The sequence below is a fragment of the Streptomyces sp. NPDC030838 genome, assembly GCF_055572035.1.
The window spans coordinates 524,192-536,031 of record NZ_JBVIED010000003.1 but is presented as its reverse complement, the minus strand read 5'-3'; the positions used below and the strand labels follow the sequence as shown (position 1 = coordinate 536,031).

Sequence of the window (11,840 nt, the reverse complement as noted above, 5' to 3'; positions counted from 1 at the left end):
CTTTCACTAATTGAGTGGTGAAAGGTTGGTGGAAGGTGATCGGGAAGTCAAGCGGGGAGGAGCGCCGTTGCCCCATGCATGAGAGACGCGCGCGTGGTCGCCGTAGACGTGGGTTCCGTGCGGACCGGGGCCTTCGCCTGGGCCGCGGTCGATGTGCCGGGTGAGGCACTCGCCGGGCACGGGGCCGATCCGGTGACGGCGGTCGAGTCGGTCGTGGAGGCGCTGTCGGCCGGTCGGCCTGCGGTGCTCGCGTGGGAGGCGCCGATGTCGGTGCCCGTGCCGGCGAGCGACGGGTGGGAGCACCTGGGCCGGGGCCGTACCGGGGAGGGGAACCGCGCTTGGTCGGCGCGGGCGGGGGGCGCGGCGATGGGGACGGGTCTCGTGCAGGCCGGGTGGATGCTCGCCGAGGTGGGCCGCGGGGTGCCCGGGGCGGCCGTCACGACGCAGGTGCGGCGCTGGGCCGAGCGGTCGGACGGGCCCCGTCTGCTGCTCGTGGAGGCGTTCGTGTCCGGCGCCGGAAAGCCCGTGGCCACGGTCCTGGGCCAGCACGCCGCCGACGCCGAGGCCGCCGCCCGCGCCGTGGCGGACCGGGTGGCAGGCGGGGGCGGGACCGATGTGGTGTGCGCGCCGCACCGGGCGTTCAACCTGCTGGCGGCCGCCGCCCTGTGGGCGGGGCTGGAGATCGCCGGTGACGAGCTGGGGATGGACGTTCTGGTGGTGCGGGCTCGGCCGGTGAGCGGAACGTAGCCCTGCGCCCGTCGGGACGCGCTCAGGTTTCGGTGCGGTACATGAGATCCGCCTCGTAGGTGGTGAATCCCAGCGCCTCGTACACCGACACCGCCGCCTTGTTGTCCGCGTCCACGTACAGCATCGCCGTCGGCAGCCCCTGCGCCGCCAGATGGCGCAGGCCGATCAGGGTGAGCGCCTTGCCGAGGCCGCCGCCCTGCGCGCCGGGCGCGACGCCGAGCACATACACCTCGCCGAGCTGCTCCTCCGCGTGCACCTTCGTCCAGTGGAAGCCGACCAGCTCGCCCTCGCGCTCGGCCAGGAAGAAGCCCGCCGGGTCGAACCACGACTCGGCCTTGCGGTCGTCCAGGTCGCGCTGGGTGAGGGAGCCCTGCTCGGGATGGTGGGCGAACGCCGCGGCGTTGACGGCGAGCCAGGCCGCGTCGTCCTGCCCCGGCACGAAGGTGCGCACGCTCACCCCGGCGGGCAGCACCGGCTCGGGCAGCTCCGGGCCGCCCAAGGGGCGCCGCATCTGCCGCAGTTCGCGGAACAGGGTCAGACCCAGCACCTGTGCCAGATGCCGGGCGGCCGAGTGCCCGCCGTGCGCCCACACCCGCAGCCGCTTGCCGGAGGCGGCGAGCAGCGCCGAGCCGAGGGCGCGGCCGTGGCCGTGGCCGCGGTGCGAGGGGTGGACGACCATCTCGGCGGCCGGGGCCTCCACCGGGTCGGTGTCCTCCAGCTGGGCATAGCCGACAAGTTCACCGCCGCTGGTGAGCAGCAGATGGGAGACGCCCTCGCGCTCCCCGCCGCGCAGCTGGAGCCGGCCCTGTTCGGACACCGCCTGCTGGCCGTCGACGCGGGCGGCCTCCGCGAGCAGTCCGAGGACGGCCTCGATCTGTTCCGGGGAGAGCGCCGCGTGGGTCTCGATGGCGCGTGAGGAGCCGGGCCGGGCGAAGTCGTCGCTGGTCATGCCTACGAGGGTAAAGGGCGGCGGCCCGAAAACGGCGGCAAAGGGAAATCAGGATGTAACCATGAAACGGCTGTTGCGCTACGCGCGTTGACTCTAGGCTGCGCCAGGACCATCACAGCCGGAAGAGAACAACGCCGGAAGAGAACGACAGGGGGGCGCATGCCAGCCACCACTTCGCACGACCGCCGCAGACGCCGCACGACCCGGCTGCTCGCGACCGCCGCAGGCCTCGCCACCATCGGCGCACTGGCCGCCGCGCTGCCGTCGGCCGCCAGCGCCGACGAGACGACGACGAGCCACAAGCCGGGCCGCTACCAGGACGTGCAGCTGCTGTCCTTCAACGACTTCCACGGCAACCTCGAGCCCCCCACGAGCTCCTCGGGGCGGCTCACGGAGATTCAGCCGGACGGCAGCGTCAAGACCATCGAGGGCGTCGGCGGCGTCGAGTACCTGGCCGGCTCGCTGCGCACGGCCCGTGAGGGCCACCCGTACTCGATCACGGCCGCCGCGGGCGACCTGATAGGCGCCAGCCCTCTCATCTCCGCGCTGTTCCACGACGAGCCCACGATCGAGGCGATGAACGGCCTCGGCCTGGACGTCGCGGGCGTCGGCAACCACGAGTTCGACGAGGGCGCCGCCGAGCTCAAGCGGATGCAGAACGGCGGCTGCCACCCGAAGGACGGCTGCTACGAGGAAGGGCGGACCTTCGAGGGCGCGCAGTTCCCGTACCTGGCCGCGAACGTCGTCGACGAGAAGACCGGAAAGCCGATGCTCGACCCCACCTACGTGTGGGAGAAGAACGGCGTGAAGATCGGCTTCATCGGCGTGACCCTGGAGGGCACCCCGGGCATCGTCACCGCCGATGGTGTCAAGGGCCTGAAGTTCCTCGACGAGACCGCGACGATCAACAAGTACGCGCGCGAACTGCAGAAGCGGGGCGTCAAGTCGATCGTCGCGCTGATCCACGAAGGCGGCGCCCCGGCGTCCGACGCGTACAACTACGACTGCGACTCGAACGGCCCCGGCTCCGGCATCTCCGGCCCGATCGCGGACATCGCCACGGGCGTGACCGCCAAGGTCGACGCGCTGGTCACCGGCCACACCCACGCCGCGTACGCGTGCACCATCCCGGACCCGGAGGGCAACCCGCGCACGGTGACCTCCGCCGCGTCCTTCGGCCGTCTCTACACGGACACCACGCTGACCTACGACCGGCGCAGCGGCGACATCGTCCGCACGTCGGTGAAGTCCGCGAACCACGTCGTCGTCCGGGAGAACCCGGCCCCCGACATGACCGACCTGATCGCCCACTACAAGGCGATGTCCGCACCGGTCGAGAACCGGCCCATCGGCTGGATCGCCTCCGAGCTCGCCCAGCCCAAGGCGCCGGACGACTCCACGCTCGGCAACGTGATCGCGGACGCGCAGCTCGCCTACGCCAAGTCCGTGGACCCGAGCGCGGACCTGGCGCTGATGAACCCGGGCGGGGTGCGGGCCAGCCTGACATACGCGTCCTCCGCGGCCGGTGAGGGCGACGGAGTGGTGACGTACGGCGAGGCCTTCCGGGTGCAGCCGTTCGCCAACACGGTGAACCTGGTCGACCTCACCGGCGCCCAGCTGCTCACCGTGCTCCAGCAGCAGGTCTCCGGCGCCAACGCGGCCGCCCCGAAGATCCTTCAGCCGTCGGGGCTGACGTACACGCTGGACCTGACGAAGACCGGCGCGGACCGGATCGTCACCGACTCCATCCGCGTAGCGGGAGCCCCGCTGGACCCGGCCGCGGTCTACCGGGTCGCCGCCAACTCCTTCCTCGCCGGCGGCGGTGACGGCTTCACGGAGCTGGCCAAGGGCATGAACCCGCTGGTCGGCCAGGACGACCTGAAGGCCTTCGAGACCTACCTGGCCGCCAACTCCTCCGCGACCAGCCCGCTGCCGACGCCCGCGACGGACCGGGTGAACGTCATCAAGTAACCGACCGCGCGAAGGGGCCCGGTGGACGCTGTCCCCGGGCCCCTTCGCCGTGTCCGGACACTCCCGCTATGTCCGGTCGCTTTCCCCGCGTACACGTTCCCGCGCAGCGTGCTCCCGGACCGGTGGCGCGGGCGGACGCTGCTCCTGTGCCGCGCGCGACCTGTCCGCACGATCAACTTCCTTGATCTCTGGAGGGGCAAGACTGTGAAAGATCCTGTCAGACGCTCCATCACCGTCGTCCTGGCGCTGCTTCTGGCGTGCGTGGGCATATCGGCGCCCGCACACGCCAGTTCGACCGTAGGCGACCGAGTCCTCTACTGGAACCAGGCGCTGCTCGACGCCTACGTCACCACGGGCGGCGCTCCGGGGCCGCTGTCACGGTACGGGGCCATGATGCATCTGGCCATGTACGACGCCGCGAACGCCAGCCGCTGCCACAGCAGCGGCGGCTTCAAGCCGGAGAACTGCCTGGGGGCGCTCTACACCCCCGGCATCAGCGTGAAGGCCGGTGTCGCTCCCAACGTCGAGGCGGCCCTGGACCACGCCGCCTACAACGTCCTCGAATCCGTCTTCCCCGCACTCGACTTCACCCCCTACCTCACGGCGGCCCGTACGGGCGAGCCGGTCGACGCCACCACCACGGAGGGCAAGAGCGTCGGCGAGAAGGCCGCCGCGGCGATGATCACCCGTCGTACCAACGACGGCTCCCAGGACACCACGCCGTACACCCCGAGCACCGAACCCGGTCAGTGGCGGCCGACGGGCTCCGGTCCGGCGGCGACTCCGAACTGGGGCAAGGTCAAGAAGTTCGTCGACTACGGCGACTACCCGTGGACGCACTTCAAGACCACGGCGGCCGACCTGCGTCCCCAGCAGCCCGGCGGGTTCGCGACGATGCCCGAGCTGCTGAAGAGCTCCGCCTACACGGCCCAGTTCAAGGAGGTCGCGGAGCTGGGCGCGGCCAACAGCAAGACACGGACCGCCGAGCAGACCCAGATCGCCTGGTTCTGGGCCAACGACCTGAACGGCACCTACAAGCCGCCGGGCCAGCTCTTCGAGCACACCCGGATCGTCTCCGCACAGCGCGGACTCGACCAGCTCGCCAACGTCCAGCTGTTCGCACTGGTCGCCGGCTCGATGGCGGACGCGGGGATCTCCGCCTGGGACGCGAAGTACCAGACCTCCATCGACCTGTGGCGGCCCGAGACGGCCATCCGGCTGGCCGACTCCGACGGCAACCCGGACACCGCACAGGACAGTTCATGGCAGCCGCTCTCGGCTGACGAAGCCGGGAACCACTTCAGCCCGAACTTCCCCGCGTACGTCTCCGGGCATGCGACCTTCGGCGGCGCGTGGGCCGAGTCGATGAAGCAGTTCTTCGGCACCGACAACATCTCCTTCACCGGCACCACCGACGATCCCCACGCGGTCGGGGTCACCCGCACCTTCCCCACCTTCAGCGCGGCGGCCGCCGAGAACGCCCGGAGCCGGGTCTACCTCGGTGTGCACTTCCAGTGGGACGGCGACCTCGGCGTCGAGACCGGTCGCAAGGCCGCCGGCCAGATCATCAACAACTCGTACGGCTGGACGAGTTACAACGACCGGACACCTGCGTACAGCAGCCCCCGTCTCACCACCGTGGGCAAGCAATGGCTGATCAAGCCCATGGGTGCCACGAGCGTCGGCAACATGTACGACGGCCCCCACGAGTCCTGGTACTGGTGCGACGACTACGGGGCGGACAACGTCTACAACCAGTTCATCTGGAACTCCTACGGCTGTGTGAACGGCTACGACGGCTCCGCGCACGCCTACTACACACCGCGCTAGTACCGGAAAGGACGGACTTCCCATGATCAGGAAGCATCTCCGACGCATCGGCGTGACCGCCGGTGTGATCGCCGCGCTCGTCTCCGTCGCGGTCGCCGGCGCGAACGCGGCGGGATCGCAGGCCGACCCCAGCGTGCCGGGCACGCTCCGGGTCTTCGCCGGACCGTACGAGCAGGCGCAGTTCTGCGAGGGCGGCCCGACCCCGGTGATCTCCGGCGCGAGCGGCGGCGCGCTCGCCGCCTCGCCCACCGAGTTCGGCAAGGACGCGGGCAAGAACAGGAGTTACTCCTCCCTGCGGGCCACCTTCGAGGTCGCCGAGCCGGGCGAGGCCCCGCTCATCACCAAGACCAAGCGGATCTGGCCGAACGGCAGGGTCTTCAACCTCGCTCTCGCCGCGGGCGAACTCAAGCCGGGCGACTACCAGTTCCGCCTGCGGGCGGTCGGCGGCAACGAGGTCTCGGACTGGACACCCTGGTGTGCGTTCACCGTCACTCAGTGACCTGAAGGGGCAAGAAGGCCGGTTCCTCGTCGGGAACCGGCCTTCGGTGGCCGGGCGTCAGGAGGCTGACGGAGTCCACCCCGCCAGCCAGTCCGCGACCTCCTGGCCGGCCGCCTGGGTGTCCGTCAGGTGGGGACGGTCGGGGGATGCGGTGCCCGCGCCGGGGCCGGTGTTCTTGTACTCGGCGAAGCGGTCGTCCTTCCAGGAGAAGCCGCTCATGTCGGTCCAGGGGGTGGTCTTGATCGCGGCGCTGAGGGTGGTGTTGCGGACCGTCGTCTGCGGGTCGAGGGTCGCGTCACCGCCCGCGTGCCAGGGGCGGCCGAGGTAGAAGGTCCGGTCCGAGACGGCGCCGTTCACCGTGGAGTTGGCGATCAGGATGCCCTTGCGGCCGGCGGCCGTGCTCGGGGCCGTGACGTAGCCGGCGGAGGTGCCGTTCCAGCGCTTCTTCAGGGTGATGACCGAGCGGTCGATGACCGCCGTGGCGCGGCCGAAGATGAAGTCGACGTTGCCGACGACATAGGAGTTGGTCATGTAGACGCGGCCCAGTCTGTCCTTCGCCGCCGTGTCGAGGAGGAGGGTGTCCTGGTCGCCCTCCACGATGACCGAGTCCAGGAACACCTTGTCCGACGCCGTGCGCAGGGCGACCGCCTGCTGGGCGATGTCCTGGTGGGCGGCCTCGTCGAAGTCGTTGGCGATGGTCAGGTTGCGGGCCTGGAAGTCGTCCGCCTCGACGGCGACGGTGGCGCTGCCGCCGGTGCCATAGGTGCCACCGCCCGGCTTGGGGGTGCCGGAGGCGTTGTTGTAGACGATCACCGTGTCCTTGCGGCCGGCGCCCGTGCCCTGGATGGTGACGTGCGGCTTGTTGGAGGGGACCTTCACCGTCTCGCGGTACGTGCCCGGCTTGACCGCGATGACGACCCGGCTCGGGTTGTTCGCGGGTACGGCGTTCACGGCGGCCTGGACGGTGGAGTACTGGCCGGAGCCGTCCTTGGCGACGGTGAGGGTGGTCGCGGCGGCGGTCGTCGTAGCCGTCGTACCAAGGGAACCGCGCGGACCGGCGCCGGACTTGAGCAGCGCCGGCACGTCCGCCGCCTTGTCGAGCGTGTAGCCGTAGTACGCCTTCGGGTCGAAGGCCGTGCCGCCGCTCTCGTTGCGTCCGCTGGTGCCGGAGAAGAGGTTGCCGCGCTGGACGAGGGTGGCGGTGCCGTCCTTGATGACGGGGTTGCGCACGCCCTGGAAGTAGGAGTTCTCCAGGACCATGCTCGTCTTGCCGCGGGAGTAGTTGCCGTAGGACGACGTGATGTCGGTGCCGGGGGCGTCCTCCAGGAAGTTGTTGTAGAGGTGCGCGTGGGCGGCGTTGTCCGTGGACGGGTTGCGCTGCTCGGTCTCGCGGAACCAGTTGTGGTGGACCGTGATGTCCGTCTTGACGTTCTCGGTCCAGCCGATCCCGAAGGTCTTGTTGTTGTTGCTCAGCTTGTTCCACGACACGGTGATGTTCGTGCTGTCCTTGCGGACGTCGATGAGGCCGTCCGCCATGTGCCGCAGGTCGTTGTGGTCGATCCAGACATGGTGGGCACCGTCCATCTGGATCGCGTCGTAGTCGTGGTCCTTGTCGTTCCAGATGCCCTGGTACGAGTCTCGGATCGTCAGGTTCCGGATGATCACGTTGTGCACGCCGGAGCCGAGGAAGAAGCCGCCGCCGACGATGTGCCCGGAGGTGCCGGAGCCGACGATGGTCTTGTCGGACCGGACCTTGATCTCCTTGCCCACCGGCGACATGTTGATCGTCCCGGCGACGACGATGACGTACGGCTCGGCGGCGGTCGCGTACTTCTCCAGCTCCGCGAGCGTCCGGACGGTGACGATCTGCCCGCCCCGGCCGCCGTATGTCCCGTTCTGGCCCAGGGAGTCGACGGACGCGAAACCGTCGGCGGTCGCCGTCGCCCACGCGGGCACATCGGCCGCCGCCGCCTTCGGCTGCGCGTCCTCACCGAAGACGAGCACACCTGCGGCCATCAGGGCGACGGGGACACCGGCCGCGAGCGCGGTCGTCCTGCGCTTGCGGTGACGGGGCTTGCCACGGGTCGTCTCACTCATGCGCGGGTTCCGTTCGTACGAGGGGGATGGTCGCGGAGTAGTCGCCACGGGCGGCGGAAGGGTTGCCGCGGATGAACGAACGGGGTGCGAGCGGCGTCGGAGTCACGAGGAGAGGGGGCCTGGATGAGGGCTGCACGAGGGCTGCCGGCGCTGCTGGTGCCGGTCGCGGGGTGCGCGGTCGCGGATGGTGGAGGCGAAGGGGCGGCGTCCTGCGCGTTCGTGGTGGAGTACGAGGGCCGGACGTACTCGGACCAGGGCAACGCCGACTTCCAGGTGGCGGAACGCGTCGGCACGGCGACCCACCCGCCCTGCGACGACACCCCGAACGACGGCGACGCGGGCATGCCGGCCACCCCCGTGAACGCCTACCGGGTCGTCGGCTGGGACACCGGGACGGCGATCGCGGTGGGTACGTCGCCGGAGGACACGGTGTTCACCCGGGTGGAGTGAACTCCTACGGCCCCTCAGGCGGCGGAGTAGCCGCCCCCGGCAGCCGAACCGTCGCCACCGTCCCCCCGCCCTCCGCGCGGGCCAGCGTGACCTGGCCACCCGCCTGCTCCACCGTCCGCGCCACGATCGACAGACCGAGCCCCGAACCGGGCAGGGCACGGGCGCTGGGCGAGCGCCAGAAGCGGTCGAAGACGTAGGGGAGCTCTTCGGCCGGGATGCCGGGGCCGTGGTCGCGGACGGTCAGGACGCCGCCGTTCAGTGCGACCTCGATGGTGCCGCCCTCCGGACTGAACTTCACCGCGTTGTCGAGGATGTTGACCACCGCGCGCTCCAGGGCCGCCGGTTCCGCGCGGACGTACCAGGGCTGGAGGTCGGCGGTGATCATCAGCTCGGGTCCGCGGAGCCGTGCCCGGCGGAGAGCCGCCTCGACCGTGTCCTCCAGCGAGATCACCTGGACGCGTTCACCCTGCTGCTCCTCCGGGCGGGACAGCTCCTGGAGGTCGCCGATCAGCGCGGCCAGCTCCGTCATCTGCGCCTTCACCGAGGCGAGCAGCGCCTTGCGGTCCGCCTCCGGGAGGGGGCGGCCGGTCTCCTCGCTGCGGGAGAGCAGCTCTATGTTCGTGCGCAACGACGTCAACGGCGTACGCAGCTCGTGGCCCGCGTCCGCGATCAGTTGCTGCTGGAGGTCGCGGGAGCTGGCGAGGGCCGACGTCATCGAGTTGAAGGAGCGGGAGAGGCGGGCGACCTCGTCGTCGCTGTCGTCCTCCACCGGGATGCGGATGGTGAGGTCCTCGGTGCGGGCCACGTGCTCGACGGCCTCCGTCAGCTTGTCGACGGGGCGCAGCCCCGCACGGGCCACGGCGAGACCCGCGGCGCCGGCGCCGACGACTCCGATGCCGGAGACGAGAAGGAGCAGCAGGGCCAGTTCGTTGAGGGTGTCCTCGGTGTCCTCCAGGGGGAGGGCGACCAGCAGGGCGAGGCCGCTGCCCAGCGGAACCGTCATCGTGCGGACGGCGTTGCCGTCGGAGTCCTTGCCGGTGTGGAAGTGGGGCTCATCGCCGGGGCTCTGGCCGGCGACCCGGACATCGGCGGCGGTCACCCGTACCGAGCCCGCGGAGCTGCTGAAGACGCAGTAGGTCCCGTCGGACCTGACCAGCTCCGCGTACGCCTGGTTGCGTGGACCGGGAGGCCGGGTGTCGTCGGGGGACTGGGCGCAGTTGGCCAGGGTGTCCCGGATCGCGTCGAAGGAGACCTGGACGTTGCCGTACCGCAGTTTGTCGTCGATCTCCGCGTACAGCTTCCCCTGCACGACGAACCAGCAGCTCACCGAAACCGCCGCCACCGCGAACGCCACCGCCGCCGCCACCAGCAGCGCCAGCCGGGAGCGGATGGGAAGCGCGCGCAGCCGCCGTACCGCCTTGCTCACTCGGTGCCGCCCTGTCGGAGGACGTATCCGACGCCCCGGACGGTGTGCACCAGGCGCGGCTCGCCGCCCGCCTCGGTCTTGCGCCGCAGGTACATGACGTACACGTCCAGCGAGTTCGACGACGGCTCGAAGTCGAAGCCCCAGACGGCCTTGAGGATCTGCTCACGGGTGAGGACCTGGCGCGGGTGCGCCATGAACATCTCCAGCAGGGTGAACTCGGTGCGGGTCAGCCCCACCAGCCGCCCGCCCCGCGTCACCTCACGCGTCGCGAGATCCATCCGCAGGTCGGCGAAGGTCAGCACCTCGCTGTCCTCGGCGGTCGCGCCCGAGACCGCCGCCGCGTAGGAGCTGCGCCGCAGCAGCGCGCGGATACGGGCGAAGAGTTCGTCCAGTTCGAAGGGTTTGACCAGGTAGTCGTCGGCCCCGGCGTCGAGGCCGGTCACACGGTCGCCGACCGTGTCCCGGGCCGTCAGCATCAGGATCGGGGTCGTGTCGCCGGCACCGCGGATCCGCCGGGCGGCGGTCAGGCCGTCCATGCGCGGCATCTGGATGTCGAGGACGACGAGGTCGGGCCGGTACGCGGTCGCCTTCTCCAGGGCGTCCGCGCCGTCGACCGCGACCTCCGTGTCGTATCCCTCGAAGGCCAGGCTGCGCTGGAGCGCTTCGCGCACCGCGGGCTCGTCGTCGACGATGAGGATGCGCTGGGGGTCACGGTCGCCTTCGGCGGGGCTCATGGCGTGGGTTCCTCGGGTGCGGTGGGAGGCGGGCTCGCTGACGCTCTCAGCGTCGCATGTCCGCGGGCGGCGCCGGAACGATCAGGCGCGAGCCGTACGGCGACGGCGTGTGCGTGACCTGCTTGATCATCGTCCTGCTCCTCAGTCGGTCGCGCCGGCCCGCAGCTTCGCCAGGTCGGCCTTGACGGTGTTGATCGGGATGGCGAAGCCCAGGCCGACGCTGCCCGCGTCGGACGAGGAGGAACCGCTCGCCGAGTACATCGCGGAGTTGATGCCGATGATGTTGCCGTTCATGTCGATCAGCGCGCCGCCGGAGTTGCCGGGGTTGAGGGACGCGTCGGTCTGGATGGCCTTGTACGTCGTGGTGGACGAGCCGGTGTCGCCGTTGAACTCCTGACCGCCGAACTCGAACGGCCAGCCGCCGCCGGGCTGCTGCTGTTGCTGCTCCTCGTCGGTGGAGACGGTGACGTCACGGTCGAGGGCGGAGACGATGCCGCTGGTCACCGTGCCGGTCAGCCCCTCGGGGGAGCCGATCGCCACGACCTCGTCGCCGACCTGCACACCGTCGGAGTCGCCGAGGGTCGCGGCCTTCAGCCCGGAGGCGTCCTCCAGCTTGATCAGGGCGAGGTCCTTGCTGCTGTCGGTGCCGACGACCTCGGCGGTGTACTCCTTGCCGTCGCTGGTCGTCACCTTGACCTGCGAGGCGCCCGAGACGACGTGGTTGTTGGTGATGATCTCGCCGTCACCGGTGATGATCACACCGGAGCCGGTGGAGGACCCGGCGTTGGAGGTCGCGTTGATCTCGACGGTGCTCGGGCTGACCGCCTTGGCGACGCCGGCGACCGTGCCCTTCTGGCTGGTGGGGACCACGTCGGTGCTGGTGGAGCTGGACGCCACGGTGTCGGCGCCGGTCAGCTCCTGGATGCCGTACGCCGTTCCGCCGCCGATGGCCGCGGCGACGATCGCCACGGCGGTGAGCAGGGCCACGGGCCCGCGCTTCTTGCTGCGCCGCCGGGACACGGGCTCCGTCAGAAGCACGGTGGGCTGGTAGGCCGGCGGGGGCGGCGGCCACTCCGGGTTCACGTTGCTCTCGGTCATGTCCATGAGCTTGTCGCCCGACCATGAGAGCTTCCTGAG

The 11,840-nt window shown here is 70.5% G+C and carries 10 protein-coding genes; 5 read left to right on the top strand and 5 right to left on the bottom strand.

Features of this window, described 5'->3' with window-relative positions; genetic code table 11:
* Positions 1-78 precede the first annotated feature (78 nt).
* Positions 79-747 carry a hypothetical protein gene (locus ACZ42A_RS13010; protein ID WP_468527241.1) on the top strand — a complete coding sequence of 223 codons (669 nt, stop codon included), beginning with the start codon at positions 79-81 and terminating at the stop codon, positions 745-747.
* A 22-nt stretch (positions 748-769) separates the two neighbouring features.
* Here the strand turns inward: ACZ42A_RS13010 and mshD are convergent, their stop codons facing one another.
* Entirely contained in the window at positions 770-1,696 is a 927-nt protein-coding gene (mshD, locus tag ACZ42A_RS13005) for a mycothiol synthase (RefSeq protein ID WP_468527240.1), read from the bottom strand.
* A gap of 159 nt (positions 1,697-1,855) precedes the next feature.
* Here mshD and ACZ42A_RS13000 point away from each other — a divergent pair, with 159 nt between their 5' ends.
* The 3 genes from ACZ42A_RS13000 to ACZ42A_RS12990 all read left to right on the top strand — a co-directional run bounded on the left by ACZ42A_RS13000 (position 1,856) and on the right by ACZ42A_RS12990 (position 5,996).
* Positions 1,856-3,667, top strand: coding sequence for a bifunctional metallophosphatase/5'-nucleotidase (locus tag ACZ42A_RS13000; RefSeq protein ID WP_468527239.1), 1,812 nt, complete (start codon positions 1,856-1,858; stop codon positions 3,665-3,667).
* A 204-nt stretch (positions 3,668-3,871) separates the two neighbouring features.
* Entirely contained in the window at positions 3,872-5,497 is a 1,626-nt protein-coding gene (locus tag ACZ42A_RS12995) for a vanadium-dependent haloperoxidase (protein ID WP_468527238.1), read from the top strand.
* A gap of 22 nt (positions 5,498-5,519) precedes the next feature.
* Positions 5,520-5,996 carry a hypothetical protein gene (locus ACZ42A_RS12990; protein ID WP_468527237.1) on the top strand — a complete coding sequence of 159 codons (477 nt, stop codon included), beginning with the start codon at positions 5,520-5,522 and terminating at the stop codon, positions 5,994-5,996.
* 57 nt (positions 5,997-6,053) lie between these two features.
* Here ACZ42A_RS12990 and ACZ42A_RS12985 read toward each other — a convergent pair whose 3' ends face one another.
* A complete protein-coding gene (locus ACZ42A_RS12985; protein WP_468527236.1) occupies positions 6,054-8,093 on the bottom strand; it encodes a pectinesterase family protein in 2,040 nt (679 codons plus the stop codon).
* A gap of 123 nt (positions 8,094-8,216) precedes the next feature.
* Here ACZ42A_RS12985 and ACZ42A_RS12980 point away from each other — a divergent pair, with 123 nt between their 5' ends.
* A complete protein-coding gene (locus tag ACZ42A_RS12980; RefSeq protein WP_468527235.1) occupies positions 8,217-8,543 on the top strand; it encodes a DUF6281 family protein in 327 nt (108 codons plus the stop codon).
* 4 nt (positions 8,544-8,547) lie between these two features.
* Here the strand turns inward: ACZ42A_RS12980 and ACZ42A_RS12975 are convergent, their stop codons facing one another.
* The 3 genes from ACZ42A_RS12975 to ACZ42A_RS12965 all read right to left on the bottom strand — a co-directional run bounded on the left by ACZ42A_RS12975 (position 8,548) and on the right by ACZ42A_RS12965 (position 11,807).
* Complete coding sequence (locus tag ACZ42A_RS12975; RefSeq protein ID WP_468527234.1) at positions 8,548-9,969, bottom strand: HAMP domain-containing sensor histidine kinase; 1,422 nt, start codon at positions 9,967-9,969, stop codon at positions 8,548-8,550.
* Positions 9,966-10,703, bottom strand: coding sequence for a response regulator transcription factor (locus ACZ42A_RS12970; protein ID WP_468527233.1), 738 nt, complete (start codon positions 10,701-10,703; stop codon positions 9,966-9,968). Before ACZ42A_RS12970 ends, ACZ42A_RS12975 begins: the two co-directional genes overlap by 4 nt.
* Positions 10,704-10,844: 141 nt before the next feature.
* A complete protein-coding gene (locus tag ACZ42A_RS12965; RefSeq protein WP_468527232.1) occupies positions 10,845-11,807 on the bottom strand; it encodes a S1C family serine protease in 963 nt (320 codons plus the stop codon).
* Between the last annotated feature and the right edge of the window lie 33 nt (positions 11,808-11,840).

Coding starts and splice junctions, on each gene's coding strand:
- ACZ42A_RS13010 (WP_468527241.1), top strand. CDS start 79: ATGAGAGACGCGCGCGTGGTCGCCGTAGACGTGGGTTCCGTGCGGACC.
- ACZ42A_RS13000 (WP_468527239.1), top strand. CDS start 1,856: ATGCCAGCCACCACTTCGCACGACCGCCGCAGACGCCGCACGACCCGG.
- ACZ42A_RS12980 (WP_468527235.1), top strand. CDS start 8,217: ATGAGGGCTGCACGAGGGCTGCCGGCGCTGCTGGTGCCGGTCGCGGGG.
- ACZ42A_RS12985 (WP_468527236.1), bottom strand. CDS start 8,093: ATGAGTGAGACGACCCGTGGCAAGCCCCGTCACCGCAAGCGCAGGACG.
- ACZ42A_RS12970 (WP_468527233.1), bottom strand. CDS start 10,703: ATGAGCCCCGCCGAAGGCGACCGTGACCCCCAGCGCATCCTCATCGTC.
- ACZ42A_RS12990 (WP_468527237.1), top strand. CDS start 5,520: ATGATCAGGAAGCATCTCCGACGCATCGGCGTGACCGCCGGTGTGATC.
- mshD (WP_468527240.1), bottom strand. CDS start 1,696: ATGACCAGCGACGACTTCGCCCGGCCCGGCTCCTCACGCGCCATCGAG.
- ACZ42A_RS12965 (WP_468527232.1), bottom strand. CDS start 11,807: ATGGACATGACCGAGAGCAACGTGAACCCGGAGTGGCCGCCGCCCCCG.